The sequence below is a fragment of the Paenibacillus sp. KS-LC4 genome, from assembly GCF_036894955.1.
Lineage (GTDB): Bacteria > Bacillota > Bacilli > Paenibacillales > Paenibacillaceae > Pristimantibacillus.
On record NZ_CP145905.1, the window covers coordinates 5,012,909 to 5,029,766 of the forward strand.

A 16,858-nucleotide genomic window follows, 5' to 3' on the forward strand; every position below is an offset into this window, starting at 1 on the left:
AGTCTGCTGTGGAGCTCGAAGGTTTTTCCGTTTATCTGCCAAGCAGGAAATTCAAAGTATGATATGGCATAATAAGAAATAGTCGGAGGCCTCTGATCGCTATTTTTTTCTATAGGAGGAAGATATGAAGCTGAGTTCTATCTATGAATCAGAAACACTAGAGCAGCTAGCGGAGGCTATTCAAACGGCCCCCGTTAAGGATGAGCTGCGTGAACTGCTAATCGCCGAATATCATCGGCTTTTTCATTATGCCAACATCAAGCAGTGGAATGAGCTAGTTCGTGTATGCGAGGCGCTCGCTATAATAGGATGGGGATCGTCTTTGACGCCTGTGGAGGCAGTCGCAGACAAATGGATCAACGGCTCCTATTACACCGAGCTGCGCACCCGTACCTTTGAGCAGCTCAAGGACTCCTGCAAGGGCTGGAGTAAGCAGCAGGACAGCTTCATCATCCATGATGGCAGCGACAGCACCCATTATGGCATAACCGAATTTGCTTCCCAGCGTAATTTATTGCCAAAAAACCCGCTCCGCCTAGTCCGCTCCGGCAACTATCAACGATCGGCCCAGCCCTTCATCGACAGCCTTAGCGAGCTGCGCCGCGAACTGGATGAGCATATGCGTCAGGAGCTTTACGGCGCTGCCTTTAGCTATGTCGGTATTCATTGCCACTTTAGCCATCATGACGACGCCGAGCGAACGCTTCAATATGAATATTTTCATGAGCAAAACGATGTACCAGACGGATTTGAGCAAGGCTATTACATAAAGCCAAAGTTTGCAGCCCGCAAGCTGACTTCCCGCAAGGGCGAGCTTAAGCTGGAAGTGACCAGACATTATACGAGAGCGGAGGGCGAGCTCCCTTTAAGTGAGCAGCAACAGCAGTTTAAGACGGACATGCTCGTTATTGTGGACTTGCTTACAGAGAAGCTCCGCAAGAAGAAGGTCAGCTACCGCATGGATTTATTGAGGGAAGACTTACTGAATATTTTGGAAAAATGGACGACGAAGGAGAACGCGATATGAGTGCAAGCCCTACATTAATGACGGAATTACAGCAATTTGCTGCTGTATTTGGGAGGCACGACATAGACCTTGGCAAGGTTTATTACCATGAGCCTCTACCTGTAGAGGAGCCTCTTCCGCTTGGAGACGCGCTGCACACCTTTTACAGCTGCCTTGAGCTGCAAGATCATCCGATAATCGGCGGCGTTCTGGCCGTTCAATTGTTCCGCTTGCCGGAGCTGGAACGGGCGCAGCAGGGCTGGCGCTGGATATTGACAGCCTCAGGACTCACTCCTGATCCGAACTGGCCAGACGGCTGGATCGTCTTCGCCGATTACAATGGAGATGCGCTTATTGTTGATACGACCGAACCGCAAGGACCGGTGTATGGCAGCATTCAGAAGCGGCATTCGCAAATTGCTGCTTCACTGGCTGACTTTTTCGCTATGACCACTGCGTTGATGAAGGTTGAGGAGGAGGAGTTCGAGCTCGATGCTGCAGATGAGGATTCCGAAGTGAAAAGCGAGTTTATTGAACGTGCGATGGAGCTTGCCCAGACGATTATTGGACGCGAGCATGGACAGCAATATTTAGATTTTTTCTTTAGTTAGAATTGGCTCTGCTAGTAAAAGATAACCGGCCCTGCTCCGTAATTGCACACAATATTATGTTGTGCAGGCAAGGTCGGTTATCTAGCTTCTATATGCAATAGGAACGGATATTTATGACCGCTCCTGCTCCTTAATTTCTTTCAAAAAAGCCTTTAGCTGCGGATTGGCAGGCGGGTCCTGTAGCTCCATGCTTCTAAGAGCTTCTACTGCAATACGCAGCACGGCATAATTACGATACCACCGATGATCGGAGGGCACGATATGCCAAGGAGCGCGCTTGCTGCATTTTTCAAATACCTGCTCGTAATAGTTTTGATATTGCTCCCAATATTTCCGTTCTTGGAGGTCGGAAGGGTCAAACTTCCAATTTTTCGATGAATCCTCGATTCGGCTTTTTAGCTTCTCTAACTGAAACTCCTTGGAAATATGCAAAAAGATTTTGACAACCTTAACTCCGCTATCCGCAAGCAGCGACTCAAAATGGTTAATATGCTTGAAGCGCCGCTTCGCCTCCTGATCGGATACATCACCATGCACCCGTGTAATCAGAACATCCTCGTAATAGGAACGGTTAAAAATAGCGATTTGCCCTAGCTCCGGCGTGTTATTGTGCGCCCGCCAAATAAAATCATGCCGCTTCTCCACATCCGTCGGCGCCTTAAAGCTGTGAGCGGATACGCCCTGTGGATTCAGCCCCGCAAATACATGCTTCGTTACGCCATCCTTGCCGCTGCAATCCATCCCTTGAATGACGAACAGCACCGCCTGCTCCTTCGCAGCCGCCAGCTTCTCTTGAAGCTGCTCCAATTCCTCCTTTAGCTCCAATGCTTCCTTCTCTACCTCGTCCTTATGAGCAAAGGGGCCTTTGTCCTTTGGATTAATACTGCTCAAATTAACCTTTTTATTCGCTGCCAGCTCGTATTTTTTTGCCATTTGCTTCACGCTCCTTATGTACCAGTATTCCACTTCATGCCCTTCTTATCAATCTTGCTGCTATCTAATCTCTTATCTGGCAATAAGCCTTTAAACCTTAGTTATGCGTTATTGACTTGCAGCGGCTGCTGCTCACCCAGCCACGCTTGGACATGCGTGAGGAAGCGCCTTGTGGCAGGCGAGCAAAACTTCATTGAATGAACGGCGATGCCCAGCAAGCAGAAGCTCGGCTCCTCCAGCTCCATGACGTGGACCTGATGCTTACGCCCTTCAATGACCAGCTCCGGCAAAATAATGACTCCGCAGGGCTATGTGGGAGCTGCGCTCGTGCTGCTTGCTGTCGTTGACTCCGAAATAAAATGGAGGCATTGTGGTAACACCGCAATTCATATTAAGGCTAAGGAGAAAGTTCTAGGTAGAGCCAGAGACAACGAAGCATTTCAACTGCTTCTCTAGAAAATACGATCCAGTTGATGCATAAGTGAGCCGTGGGTGAGCAATCAACGGCTCATTTGTATAATCAGACTTTTATTCAAAATGTTGCTTTGTCCTCTACCTTGCTTATTTTATAGTCAGAAATCTATATTGCTATTTACGAATTTATCCATTCATAATAGATAGCAGAATAGGAGTGGTCAACAATGAACAAGCGCACAGATTACAATAATAACAGCAGCTACTGGGAGAGCTATCAGCGATTTTTCCCATCCGAAATACAGTTAAAAGAAAATAATCTGCCCAACGAGGAATGGTGGGATTGGCATAGCTACAACATTCATTTAGACCGGCTGCCAGCAGCCAACAGCCCACTCAAGATTGTACTTGTACATGGTGCTGGAGGAAACGGCCGTTTATTCGCCCCTTATGGAAAAATGCTGCAAATGCAAGGCTATGAAATGCTTGCCCCAGACCTGCCTCCCTATGGACTTAGCAAATTAGGCCCATTGTCCAAACCAATCCGTTATGAGGATTGGGTTCAGCTTCTCGTTGATTTAGTAGAAAGCGAATATGCACGCGATGGCAAGCCTATTGTTCTGCTTGGCGCCAGCATTGGGGGCATGCTCGCCTATCATGTCGCTGCGCGCAGTTTACATGTGCAAGGCCTGATTGCTACAACGTTCGTAGATACAAGTGACGCTGCTATGCGCCTCCAGCTTGCCCCTAATAAATATATTGCGGTGTATGGCAAATGGTTAATGGACACCTTCCCGATTTTGCTGGATTCAATTCGGCTGCCTGTTTCCAAAGTGTCGCGCATGGAGCTAATTGCTAACCATCCTGAATTAGCCCAGCTGATTATGCATGATCCCCGTGCAGCAGCAACCCTTGTACCACTTAAATTACTTAGATCCTTTCTAAACATGAAACCTGAAGTACAGCCAGAAAACTTTACTTCCTGTCCGGTACTGCTTGTTCACCCAGAGGCTGATCCTATGACTCCTTATCCGTTTAGCGAAAGCTTTTATAATAGATTAGCCTGTCCGAAAAAGCTGGTGATGCTAGAAGGAGCCGGACATTTTCCAATTGAGCAGCCAGGGCTTGAACAATTACGTGATGCTGTCCTGCAATTTTTAACTAGTCTTGCCTCAACAATTTCAGAGTAAATGAGCACACCCAGGTTTCCCATGATAACTCATTAAAATTTTGTGAAAGTATTTATATAATTAATATAATGTTTTCCTTCATACAAACCGATAAATATTCAATCGACTTCCTTTTTTTCACTAAAAGAGAGTTGTTTACAGCAAATACTATTCCATAGCACTAGAAAGGAAGATTAAGTAATGAATAAGCTTCGCCTTTTCACCAAAAAAAATGTTTGTTTGCTTTTTATTTTCACACTGCTGTTTACTAGTTTTGGCACAGTAACGGCACCGAAAGCCGAGGCAGCTACAACAGCCAGCGGTTATGTATACTACACATCTGACGATGACCTATTCCGCATTAAAACAGATGGCACTGGCGCCGCTCTCATAATGGAGGATTTTGACGTTCCTGGTACCGCTTTGAATCGTGGCGGCAAATATTTGTATTATCTGACCTATAACGGATCAACTACACTATCGCGCCTGCCAATCGACGGTACAGCCACGGAGGATGAAGTTTTTTATAATGATGTGCTGCATTATTCCATTGTAAACGGAACGCTATACTATATGACAAGCGCTGGAAAAATCTATTCCGTTTCTGCTAATGCTGCTGCTGTATCGGAAGCAAAGCAAATTGCCGATAAAGCTGATACAAAATTTGAAGAATTCATAATCATTGATGGAAAAGTCTACTACAACACCATCCGTAATGGTCGCTCCACTTGGGTAGCCTCTAAAGCCGTAACAGGCGCAGGACAAGTGCAATATATTGCAGCCGGTGCCATTGAACAGGATCACCATATTCAAACCACTGCTAATTCGGTAAATATTATTGTCAACACCAAGCCAGAAGAGCAATTTTATTCCCTTGACTGCATTGTACTTTATAGCGTACCTAAAAAAGGCGGCGCAGCTAAAGCCCTGAACTTAAACGCTCCAATTGATGCAAATGCGGCTTATTCTGGAAGATGGGCAACGAATGCGTATTACCTATTCAACAAGGACATTCGCCTTGATTCCGAAGGACATTTCAACTATAACACCGGTAAAGGCTATATCATGAACACTAGCGGCAAAACCTTCTCGCTGCACAGCACAGGCGTCTACGATATAGCTAATGCAGGCACAGACAAAATAGCTTTTATTGATGCAGCGAATAAAGGTTATGTTGCAACGATAAAAAACAATAAAGTAATAAGCAAAAAAAACCTTAATATTTCTAAGCTTTATTCCGTATACAACATTATGTCGGGTGGAAAAATCGCTTCCACGATCTTTTTTGGAGACAATGCCAGCTATTTGCTGAAATCGGATTTATCGGTTCAAAAGATACCTGGATTGAACGGTCGTTTCATGCGTCTCCATGATGACGTTGATGGCATTTACTACATCAATGACGATTCCAAGGATGAAGCCTTCGGACAGCTATTCCACCTAAGCAGCGATGGCAAAACGGCAAAGATGCTTAGCGAGCAAACAATTAGCCGCGTTTTGCTTGTTGCCAAACAATAAGCTGCCGTTTTTCTGATCATGTGAATTGCATCCACCATGTATGATAAAGAGGAGCAGAATTCAAAAACTGCCCCTCTTTTTCTATTGTGAAATGGTTGAATCTCTTAACGTTTGATTTGCTCAACAATTTGCGGATCTTTAATTTTCGTATCTTGTGCGAGCAGAACGATTTTGGATAAAATCTCTGCTGTCTTTGGATCTTCATCCATAAACGGCAAAAACAGCTTACCCCGGTGCTGAGAATGAACCGGAATGATGGCAACTGCGCCAGAAGCCTGCTTATATACGATTCCGCTGCCCAGATGAACGCTGTATTCACCTAATTGCCCTGCAATTAAAGCATGGCTGCCCTCCAGTCTTACATTATTTATTTTGAGCAGTCGCAACGATTCTCTAACGATAGCTTGGCGAATTTCAATTGTTGTCAGGCTCGCCTCAGGATCTACTCCGCCTACATGCGCCACACTGACAACCAAATCCACATCGCGCATCACTTCAGAGAAAACGAGTGGCGGTACATTTTTAATATCAATCGGTTTATACGTATGGCGATCAAAGAAGCGGACTGTTTCTAAAGTTGGACATTCAACATCCGACGGAGAAAACCAATCAGCTAGTGCATAAATGCTCGCAATAATATTCTCCTTGTAATAAACCTTCTGTAGTCCTTCCTCGTAGCTTACTGTCCATAAGCGGCCCTTCAGCAAGCTGACCGTCTTGCGAGGCTGTACCTGATGTCCATCATATCTGCGGGAAATCGCACCACTAGCAAGCTCATCCGTACTCGGCATATACAATTCACGAAATACTTGTTTGAACGGTTGCTTCAACTGCCTGTCAAACATATCCTTTTGGTATAAGCTCCACTGTCCGCTGTTGAACAAATGCAGAGGATGGACAATAAGGAGTTCATCGCTTTCGGCAGCTTCATAGGCTTCCCCTGCTGCTCCGAACAGCGTCCCATTTTCGAAGTAACCCAGCTTTCCATTTGCACTGAATATCAATGTTCTAATTAAAGGCGCAATAACTGGGTTTTTCGCGAGCTTGTTAATCTCTTCTTTAGTGAAAAGACTTCCCGTTTCCATGGAGCGTTCAAGTTCCCTGCGCGCCCGCTTGAATTGGTCTGAAAGCTCCGATTTAATTTGCTTAAGCGTCTCAATATATTCATGCTTTTTATAAGCGGCCGGAACAGATTTAAGCTCCTTATCTTTGCGGAGCAAACGCATATCCGCTTTACCTTCTTCGTCAATGATCAGTTGCACCGTAACCTCCTCATCCAAAGCGACAGGATCAAAATAGTGCAGAAGCTCGTCTATTTTCCGTCCTTCCATATCCCAAGTTAAACGAACTACATCATTATAACCTGCATTTCGTGCTAAGTTATCAAGTGCAATGGAGCTTGTTTTTGATTCTGTCGCCCGGCGCTGAGCTCCAAATGCCTTGCTTTCTTTAAGAAATTTCTGAATAAATTCATACCTTTCCAGTACATCGCGCTGCTTGTCTTGCTCCAATGGAACTAAGCTATAGCACAGCAAATGATCTTTATTGCGTTTATCTGCTACTGATTTCTTCAAGTCCGCAAGCTTAAGCTTGCCCAGCACCGCGTCAGCAAACAATTGAGAGCGTCTGTGATTGGAGCCGGCCGAAATGTATTTTGCCGACTGATAGAGCTGGTCAAACCGCTTCTCTCCCAGCTCTTGATAAGCCGAATGAAACCAATTCACATCGAATGCGCCATCGTTAAAATCTTCCGGCAATATCGGTGAGTAATGGGCTACAATCGTTTCCTTTTCTCCCGAAAACGTCTCATTAATATGTGCGTGGAAATACCAGGCTGCACTGCGCAGACCATCCCAGCCCAAATATTTTGCTATTATATCGACCCACTGAGGGGCGTACATCGCAGCTTCAAGCAATCTAACCTCACTAATCTTGCTGCCCCTAAGCAGTTCTTTCAACGTCTCCTCGTTTTCCCCTACAGCAGGATGACACACTTTAAGCATCTGACTGAACGATTCTTTCTTCGTTGTATCTTTCCCATAACTGTAAATGTAGCCTCGAACGAAGGATTCTTTATCTAGCCCCGCCAAAATGCGCAGGAAATACGCGGTTCCTTGAATATGCGAAATGCTTGTTGCAAGCTTGGTGACATCTGTTGGGAGATCACCGCGGTTAAGTTCAATATCCAAAATTCGCTCGATAATCCGATTTTGAAGCTCGTTCAATTTTGGATAGCAATCTAAACTATGATTTTTAGGGCTAGTCATTTCCCTAATGTAGTTATCGCTGCGCGGCCTGGACATTAATAATCGAATAAGCTCGTCTTCGCTAAGAAGCTCCAGGCTATACGCCCTTGCAAAATCCTCAAGACCTAGCAAATAACTATTGTAGCCCTGTAGAGCAAATAACCAGTAATAAGCTTCAAAATACGGCTTGAATGAATGATCATCATGCAGCTCAGACTTTTGCCAGTTCCGCCAGAAGCTCGTTAATGCGTTTAAAATACCATGATTCTCATCCTCTTTATCATAAGGGAAGCTGCTAATAATTAAACGCAGCGCATAATTCGACCTATCAAAGCGCTCTCGCATATCACTATCTGAAATATAAGCACCAATAATTTCATTGACTTGTTTCTCATAATTCAAACGATTATAAATCGTTTGCATATCCGCCACCTTATCCATTGGATAAATGGCTTCAATTAGCTCCTTACCCCAGCTCTCTAACGCCTTGACGTTAGATCCGTACATTTCCCAGCTTTTTAATTCACCCGTGCAGCAACGATGCAAGAAATTAGCCTGACGATAAAAATCCAGCTGCATTAACTCAAGCGGACCAAATCCGCTCAAAGCCAAATAATTTCTCCATACTTCAGCTAAGGGGTATCGCTCCAACACGGGAGTTTTATCATCGGAATCATATCTCCAGTTAGTTGTCGAAAGCCTAGTTCCAAGGAGTACAGACTGTTTAGCCTCATAATAATCCTGAATTTCATACTCATGCTCCCGATGCTCGTGAACGAGATCCGATAATCCTTGCAGAAACTGCTGCATCTCGTCAACCGACAAAACAAAATATTGCTTTACTTCTCTCAAAACTGACAATGGCATAGGCTCTATTTGCAAAAGACGGTCAAATTTTTCAGGAAGATTATATAAACCAAAGCCATTTGCTAAAGTATAAGTCGTCTCTTGCTTTAGCTTATCTAGTAATAGCTGCTCCTTGTCTGTTGGCTCAGCAACCATTTCAATTTGATCCTGAAGCTCGGCAAATAGCACTGCATGCCGCTTGTCTTCCTTCATCTCGGTTAACAGTTCTAAGGCAGCCAGACGCTGCAGCTCTACTCGGCTTTGCAGCAGCTCCTTTGTTGTCGTCTTAAGGCTTGCAGCTGGCTGGCTAAGCAAAAGCTCAATCGCACCTTGGCGAAGCGCACCCTTCTTAAGCTTGAGCAAAGCGGCAATAGCTGACATTTCCTCCTCGTTAAGTTGAAGCTTGGCAGCTTTACGAATCGCAATTTCTCGATTGCTCGTACTTTTGTCCGAAAGGCTTGCAAATAAAAAATCTCTTTGTTCTTTATTTTCTAAATCAGCAAGGAAATACTTTAACAGCTCTCCCCTCATGCTAGGGCTCAATGTATCTTTAATTGCTATCATTTCAGCAATCATTTCATTATCCATATCATAGGCGATAAGATAGAGCATTTTTTTTACAATTTCATCAGCTTGGAGCGTATAACTCAACCATTCAAATACACGGGAGTTTTTCGTAATTTCCTTCCCATTCATCTTGGAAAGCATATTGAAAAACTTCAAGAAATGATTTTTCCGCTCCGCTTTATCCTCAAGAAAAGGCGTACTTTCATAGGTCAATGTATTATCCCTGTCCATATGCCATTCATAGCTGTATCTATAGGTATAGTTATTTAGAAGCCAATATTGCAGTTCAATATCTGCCTCATCCAGCCAATTTTTAGCAATGGCAAAACGCATTGCAGGATTGTTGCTCTGTGCTAGAGCATATTGGGCAACCACTTTGCGATATGTATCTTGACCTTCCATTAAATATGTAATTTTATCCTTTAAATCGTCTTCCTCATGAACAGCTGTTGCCCACAAAGCCATAAATACTTCATTGACGTTGCTGCTTTCCAGCCACTGCTCACGTAGTTCCTTATTGCCCAGAGACTGAACCGCATAGTCTAAGCACAGCTTTGCTACACGAGTATTAGCTGCTTCCAAATTTAGTCCTGTCCAAACGTCCAGCGCTCTTACAACTGAACTAAAACGGATTAAATTGTTATCCTCAACAATTTTCAGCATAAATTGCATAGCCTTGATTGTTCCCATATCCATTTGCTCGACAATACTTTGTCTGAGGCCTTCTTGCAGACGTGCAGCTATAAGAAGCTCGCCTACCATTTGATAAGCACGTTCGCTATGGCTCAAAAATATACCCAAAATCATATGACGGGACAAGAGCGCTGTATTATTATCCCCATATATAATTTCTCTTAAATCTTCAAGCGTTTCTTCGTTGCCTCTATCAATCTCAAATGCAATCATGTCTGCCGCCGCATTCATAAGGTGACTATTATTCGCAAAGAAAGATTGTTCAGCTTTTGTTAAATATTCTTTCACATCGAACTTTGCCGCCTGCATATAAAAGAGAGAAATACATTTCTCCATCACTCTATCTGTATATACTTCTAATTTGGATGTGCGGAATGGCCGGCGCATATACCCATTACTATGCGGATATTCTACGCAATGATCTACAATATATCGGAACACAGCTGCATAAGGAGCATCTAATAACTTATCTACAATAATAACAAGCGGCATAAACCAGTTGTTGCTGTCATCTGCCTCCATTTGCGTAAGTAACTGCTTCAATTCTTGCTTTGCGACATGATCTACAAATACCTCTTTAGCAGATTCAATTACTAGTACAGCAAGCTTGCGATAAGACTCCACATCGAATGAGCTTTCCGCTTTGTCCAGTAGCTTCTTAAAATATTCCTTTCTCTCTTCCAGTTCCATCTTGAATTGCCTCCTGATTCAATAAAATGCGAAACGGCTTTCCTACCACATTCTTCCTGCCAACATCGTAAATCGAATTAATGCGAGCTCGTCTCCATCACTCATATGTAAAGGACTATCCAATTGCTCTATTTCTTCCCCATTAATAAATACCTTATATAGTCCGTCTTCAAACGCCAGTATTGCAGTACAAAGCGCTTCATCTATACTTGCCCTTTGCTCATTATATATTGATCCAAAGCCAACTTTGCCCGCCTCGGCTTGCAGCTCCACATCGCTTTGCGTCAAATATGGCACAAGAGGAACGCCGGTCTCCTTTTGATTAAATGTCCGAACATTTACAGTAACAAGGTCCGTAATTAGCGCCTTCAACGTATCCGGTTTATTTGTAAGTGTCCACTCGAGACGATTTAAATAGCTTTTCTTCTTTCCAAGACTCTTCACTGTTATGTACACAATCATGACCGACTACCTCCGGATACTTGTAATGTCCCCTGACTACCATAATAGTACCATATTTAGGAAAGGACGCCCTTCATGCCTTTAGGAGGAAATAATGAAGCTTTCTCTGTACAGCCAGGCCCTTTTACACTTAAAAATACGTGATATAGACTATTTACACCTATTGCATATGAATAGAACAGTTTATAAATTTTATTATTTTGTCTTCAAGTATGTTTAATTGTCCTTTAATATTTACGGCTTGCCAAAAGAGAACGTAGGTTCTATAATTCATATTACAGGAACATACGTTCTCAGTCAATAAAATTCCAAGCTCTTCCTTATGCTTTTGGATATACGGATTTTAACATTCATTAACAAAATGTTTGAGCCTTCCTTAGCATGGGTATAACCCTATATTGGAAACTTTGATTTTATGCTTCATTGTTTATTATTAATCATTTTCAGGAAATCAGTTGGATTGACGCTGCTGAGTAGAGCGTGTTATTTTAAATTGGACATGGAAACTTTTGGAGGGATATGAATGATTGAGATTCGTTTATCCGTTGATTATGATGATTATGAAAATGGTGTTCGCATTTCCCAGCTTATTGAACAGCTCACTGAAAAGCCGAACGCAGCTAATATTTCTGTGCTTACGATTGGTGATTGGGGACAAGCCTATGAGAACGGACCTGATGATGCAATCGAATCACTCATTAAACACAAGCATATTTTCACAGGCTTGAGCAGCGTATTTCTTGGAGATATGGACTCGGAGGATTGTGAAGTATCCTGGATTAATCAAACAAACATCGCTCCACTTCTTGAAGCTTATCCTAATCTTCGATCCCTTACCGTTAAAGGAAGCACCGATTTAAGCTTTGAACCTTTGCAGCATGCAGCGCTTCAAGAACTGAAAATTATTTGCGGCGGTTTGCCGAATAGTGTAATTGGACAAATCGCTGGCTCCCAGCTTCCTGAACTCCGTAGACTTGAATTGTATCTTGGTGTAGAGGATTACGGGTTTGATGCATCGCTGGAAGAAGTTCTGGCAGTCGCTAATCCAGAGTTATTCCCAAAGCTCACCTATTTAGGCTTGAAAAATAGCGAAATTCAGGACGAGATTGCAATCGCAATTTCTGATTCGCCAATTGTTGACCAATTGGATACGCTTGATTTGTCTTACGGTACTCTAACCGATGTGGGAGCAGAAGCCCTCTTACAGAGCGAGCGGGTGAAAAAGCTTAAACATTTGGATCTTAACTACCACTATATGAGCGATACAATGGTCGAACGCTGGAAAGCAACCGGCATTTCTGTTGACCTCAGCGATGGGCAAGATGCTGATGAGGATGACTGGCGCTATCCCTATATTACGGAATAATGACCGCCACAGCTTCAGGACAACCTTATTTATTAATTGGAAACCCGGGCAACAAACGTACGCTCGGTCTACAAGCTGCCAGACAGAAGCTTGGGCTGCCCCCAGCTATTGTTCTTCCTTATTCCAATCTGCTGAAACGCTCTGCCCATTTAGATGAAGCGATACGGCAGGCGGCAATAAACTTACAGCACATTGAAGAAGCGCCCATTATTCTCCGACTCGACGCTCCTGGAGAAAATTCGCTTGTAGAGCGTGAATTAATTGCGTGGGGTGCAGAATTTGAAAGCAGCAGACAAGATTTAACTAGCGGTATATCTGTTACCCCGTCTGAAGCGTTGCAGCTTCCCGAACAATTTGGGCGCATCCTTTATCCAGGGCAATGGTACCGTGGCTTTTGTCGCCTGCTAGCCGAGCTTCGTGAAGCTGCGAAGCAAAGTAATTTTCCAATCCGCTGGGTCAACGATCCGGCGGATGTTGCCGTTATGTTCGACAAACGGCGCTGCCAGCAGCTGCTTTCACAACATGGTGTCCCTATTCCTGCTATGCCAGCTCCTATCGGCTCTATCGGAGATTATGAATCGCTGCTGACGGCTGTTCAATCGAGCCGTATGAACCGCTTATTCATTAAGCTTGCTTATGGCTCAGGAGCCTCAGGCGTTATCGCCTATCAGCGTCATCCTATAACTGGTTCAGAAATTGCAATTACCACGATTGGCATAGAGCAGCATAATAAAGAACATGTTTATTACAATTCCGGTAAATTACAGCGTTACACCGACCAGTCAACGATTCGATTAATCATTGACTGGGTGTGTCGTGAAGGTGCTCAAATTGAGCGTTGGATTGAGAAGGACAGTCTCGATGGCAGCAGCTATGATATTAGGCAGCTTGTCGTTAACGGTTCCCCTTGCCATGCTATAGCTAGGCTAAGCCGCACTCCTATTACTAATTTACATTTGCGTAATGAGCGTCGCTTCATAACAGATGGCACGCTGTCAGCTGCTTTGAAAAACCAGGTAGAAGATACCGCGGTGTCCGCACTCGCCGCATTTAATGGTTCAACGGTCGCTGGAATTGATGTGCTTGTTCAAAAAAAACAGGGCCGGACCTACATATGCGATGTTAATCCCTTTGGTGATTTACTGTATCATGCCGAGCATAAAGGAATGAATACATACGAATGGCAAATGTCGCTTCTACAACAGTAAAAAGCCTGCACGGAGAGGATGCTCAGGATGATAGATATGAACCAAATCGTGGGCTCTCATGATATTGTTATGATTACGCTTGATACGCTGCGTTATGATGTAGCCAAGCTCGAAGAATCCAACTGTCGCAACTTATGCGCAGACGGACCATGGGAGAAGCGGCATACGCCTGGCAGCTTCACGTATGCTGCACATCATGCCTTTTTCGGAGGCTTTCTCCCTACTCCTGCCAATACGGATAAAGCGTCGCATGTGCGTTTATTCCACACCAAAAATACAGGTTTAAAAACACATCCCTACACCTGGCAGTTTGATGCGCCTGATCTTGTAAGCGGCCTTGCTGAAGAAGGATACCGAACGATATGTATTGGAGGAGTCATCTTTTTTACTAAGAAAAATAAGCTGGCAAAAGTACTTCCCGGATATTTTCAAGAAAGCTACTGGCGCATGAATTTCGGGGTAACCAACCCTCGTTCTACGGAGCATCAGGTCAATCATGCCCTAAAGCTGCTGGAGAAGGCTGATATCAATGAAAGATTGTTTTTGTTCCTGAATATCTCTGCTATTCATGGGCCGAATCATTATTTTCTCCCTGGAGGTTCTCGTAAAGACTCTATCGAATCGCAGCGTGCAGCACTCAGATACGTAGACAGCCAGCTTGGCATATTGTTCGATGCGCTGCGAAGCCGCGGCAAAACCCTTTGCCTCGCCTTCTCTGATCATGGAACCGCCTATGGCGAAGACGGGTACGACGGACATCGACTCGCACATGAGGTTGTATGGAATGTGCCATACCGTGAATTTATTATAGAATGAAAGAGGAGAGATGCCGGATGTCCATGCCAACATCACTAACTAGACCAGCGGATTTGCCGGAATGGGGCAAGCGCTGGTTTGCCTCCCCTTACCGCTCCTATCTATATTCTTATCCGCATAAAACCGCTTATCGGACACTAACACCGGCGCTGCCGCTTGAGGAACTCTGGAAAGACGAAGCCGCCGATTATTATTTCTTATATATGCACATCCCGTTCTGTGGTGTACGCTGTGGATTTTGCAATTTATTCACCCTGCCGGATCGTCGTACCCATGTGCATGAGCAATATGTAGATGCACTCGAACGGCAAGCTTTGCAATGGGCTCCCATTATTACAGGAAAGCCTTTTTCCCGCTTCGCCATTGGTGGCGGTACGCCTACGTTACTTGAGGCTTCACAGTTAAAACGACTGTTTACCATTGCCGAGGATATTATGGAGCTGGATACAGCTCAGGCTTCCATTTCTGTGGAGACCTCTCCTGATACGGTGAGCGAAGAACGGCTGCAAGTTTTAAAGGATCACCGGACCGACCGGGTTAGTATTGGTGTGCAAAGCTTTATTGATGAGGAGGCTTCTGCCATTTATCGACCACAAAAGCCAAAGCTTGCTGAACAAGCAATTACGATGCTGCAGGCTTTTGATTTCCCTTTGCTGAATATTGATCTGATTTATGGTTTGCCGGGACAAACTGCCGACTCATGGATATATTCATTGGAGAAAGCCATTGGCTTTGCTCCTGGTGAAATTTTCATTTATCCGCTGTATACGCGCGAACATACGATTTTAAAGCCAGATCAAATTCAACGTCAGGGTACCGATGCACGGCTGGACCTCTATCATATTGCATGCGAACGCCTTAAGGCGGCAGGCTACAAGCAATTTTCCATGCGTAGGTTTGCTAAAGACATCAAATTTACGCACAAAAACATTTTACCATTTAGCTGTCAGGAGGAAGGCATGGCCGGGCTTGGCTGTGGTGCACGCTCTTATACGCGGGAAGTGCATTATGCTTCCCGTTATGGGGTAAGCGCAGCGGCTACAAGAAGCATCATTGCCGATTATGTTGCAACAGATAATTTCCAATTCGCAAATTACGGATTTAAATTAAATGTCGCTGAGCAGAAGCGGCGGTTTGTTTTAAAGGCGCTGCTGCATGCCGAAGGACTCTCACTTGCCAGCTACTCAGAACGTTTTCACAGCGAAGCGCTAGCCGATCACTCCGAATTGGCTGAGCTTATTCAACTCGGCTTTGCCCAAATGATGGATGGCGGACAGATTCTTCGTCTGACAGAGCTTGGCATGGCTTACTCCGATGCTATCGGCGATGAGTTTATTTCGGGTGATGTTAGACAATTAATGGAAGGGTACGAGCTGTCATGAAGGCCGTGCTATATTATCGGGGTTCACTCTCCTCTTGCAACTATGATTGTCCTTATTGTCCATTTAGCAAAAATAAAGACAGTGCCGCTACGCTGCGCAAAGACGAGGAGCAGTTGCATACTTTCATGAATTGGGCTTGGGAGCAGGGGCACGCCGGCCATAATTTATCTATTTTTTTCAACCCCTATGGCGAAGCACTAATCCATCGCTGGTATCGCGAGGCTATGATTGAGTTGTCACATATGCCGCATATTTCCAAGGTAGCCGTTCAGACGAATCTCTCTACTAGGCTAGATTGGACAAGCCGGCTCAATCCAGAGAAAGCTGCTTTTTGGGTTACTTACCACCCCGGTCAGACGACGCTCAGCCAGATGCTATCACAATGCATGCAACTATACCGACAAGGGCTTAATTTTAGCGTTGGAACCGTAGGTCTGCGAAGTGCTTTCGAGCAAATTGAAGCGCTTCGCAGCAGCCTGCCAGAGGATGTATATGTTTGGGTGAATGCCTTTAAAGATAAACCTAACTATTACACAGAAGCAGAGATCGCCCGGCTTGAAGCTGTTGATCCTTATTTTCTATGGAATACGAGGGACTACGATAGCTTTGGTCAGCGATGCTCCGCCGGTTCCTCCGTGTTTTATGTTCAAGGAAGCGGTGTTGTCAAACATTGCTACAAGGATCGGCGTATCATCGGTCAACTCTACCGGGACGGCCTGGAGGGCTTGTCCGCAGAGCGGCCTTGTGGCATGAAGAAATGTGGATGTTATATCGGCTATATCCATCTACCGAAGCTGGAGCTGGGAAATATCTATGAAGACAGACTGCTGGAGCGAATCCCCGCCTATTTTCAGCACAAAAAAAAGGACGCACCTCACAATACAAGTTTCTGTTGTGACTAGACTTTACCTGAAAAGGAACTTGTCTATTT

At 44.5% G+C, this 16,858-nt stretch carries 13 protein-coding genes; 9 read left to right on the top strand and 4 right to left on the bottom strand.

All coding sequences use genetic code 11. The features are described 5' to 3' along the window. Positions 1-124: 124 nt before the first annotated feature. The gene (locus V5J77_RS21335) at positions 125-1,027 is read left to right on the top strand and encodes a hypothetical protein (RefSeq protein ID WP_338552832.1); all 903 of its coding nucleotides are present in this window, start codon (positions 125-127) and stop codon (positions 1,025-1,027) included. Further along, positions 1,024-1,617 carry a hypothetical protein gene (locus V5J77_RS21340; protein ID WP_338552834.1) on the top strand — a complete coding sequence of 198 codons (594 nt, stop codon included), beginning with the start codon at positions 1,024-1,026 and terminating at the stop codon, positions 1,615-1,617. The genes V5J77_RS21335 and V5J77_RS21340 overlap by 4 nt, the downstream gene beginning before the upstream one ends. A 111-nt stretch (positions 1,618-1,728) precedes the next feature. Here the strand turns inward: V5J77_RS21340 and V5J77_RS21345 are convergent, their stop codons facing one another. Then, complete coding sequence (locus V5J77_RS21345; protein WP_338552835.1) at positions 1,729-2,550, bottom strand: PPK2 family polyphosphate kinase; 822 nt, start codon at positions 2,548-2,550, stop codon at positions 1,729-1,731. Between the two features lie 101 nt (positions 2,551-2,651). Continuing rightward, positions 2,652-2,840: a hypothetical protein gene (locus V5J77_RS21350; protein ID WP_338552836.1), complete on the bottom strand. Its 189-nt coding sequence runs from the start codon at positions 2,838-2,840 to the stop codon at positions 2,652-2,654. A gap of 351 nt (positions 2,841-3,191) precedes the next feature. On the opposite strand from V5J77_RS21350, the gene V5J77_RS21355 reads away from it, so the two are divergent. Together V5J77_RS21355 and V5J77_RS21360 are read left to right on the top strand one after the other, a co-directional pair. Beyond that, a complete protein-coding gene (locus V5J77_RS21355; protein ID WP_338552837.1) occupies positions 3,192-4,154 on the top strand; it encodes an alpha/beta hydrolase in 963 nt (320 codons plus the stop codon). Between the two features lie 180 nt (positions 4,155-4,334). Next, positions 4,335-5,651 (top strand): DUF5050 domain-containing protein, encoded by a 1,317-nt coding sequence (locus tag V5J77_RS21360; protein ID WP_338552838.1) that lies wholly within the window; start codon positions 4,335-4,337, stop codon positions 5,649-5,651. Between the two features lie 104 nt (positions 5,652-5,755). Here the strand turns inward: V5J77_RS21360 and V5J77_RS21365 are convergent, their stop codons facing one another. Then, positions 5,756-10,693: a DUF4132 domain-containing protein gene (locus V5J77_RS21365; protein ID WP_338552839.1), complete on the bottom strand. Its 4,938-nt coding sequence runs from the start codon at positions 10,691-10,693 to the stop codon at positions 5,756-5,758. A gap of 42 nt (positions 10,694-10,735) precedes the next feature. Further along, entirely contained in the window at positions 10,736-11,155 is a 420-nt protein-coding gene (locus V5J77_RS21370; RefSeq protein ID WP_338552841.1) for a hypothetical protein, read from the bottom strand. A 523-nt stretch (positions 11,156-11,678) separates the two neighbouring features. Between V5J77_RS21370 and V5J77_RS21375 the strand changes: the two genes are divergently transcribed. The 5 genes from V5J77_RS21375 to V5J77_RS21395 are packed head-to-tail and all read left to right on the top strand — an operon-like array spanning position 11,679 to position 16,829. Next, positions 11,679-12,521: an STM4015 family protein gene (locus tag V5J77_RS21375; protein WP_338552842.1), complete on the top strand. Its 843-nt coding sequence runs from the start codon at positions 11,679-11,681 to the stop codon at positions 12,519-12,521. Next, complete coding sequence (locus V5J77_RS21380) at positions 12,521-13,729, top strand: STM4014 family protein (RefSeq protein ID WP_338552843.1); 1,209 nt, start codon at positions 12,521-12,523, stop codon at positions 13,727-13,729. Before V5J77_RS21375 ends, V5J77_RS21380 begins: the two co-directional genes overlap by 1 nt. Before the next feature lie 27 nt (positions 13,730-13,756). Next, positions 13,757-14,545, top strand: coding sequence for an STM4013/SEN3800 family hydrolase (locus tag V5J77_RS21385; RefSeq protein ID WP_338552844.1), 789 nt, complete (start codon positions 13,757-13,759; stop codon positions 14,543-14,545). Positions 14,546-14,568: 23 nt separating this feature from the next. Beyond that, positions 14,569-15,927 (top strand): STM4012 family radical SAM protein, encoded by a 1,359-nt coding sequence (locus tag V5J77_RS21390; protein WP_338556971.1) that lies wholly within the window; start codon positions 14,569-14,571, stop codon positions 15,925-15,927. Next, positions 15,924-16,829 (top strand): STM4011 family radical SAM protein, encoded by a 906-nt coding sequence (locus V5J77_RS21395; RefSeq protein WP_338552846.1) that lies wholly within the window; start codon positions 15,924-15,926, stop codon positions 16,827-16,829. The genes V5J77_RS21390 and V5J77_RS21395 overlap by 4 nt, the downstream gene beginning before the upstream one ends. The last annotated feature ends 29 nt before the right edge of the window (positions 16,830-16,858 follow it).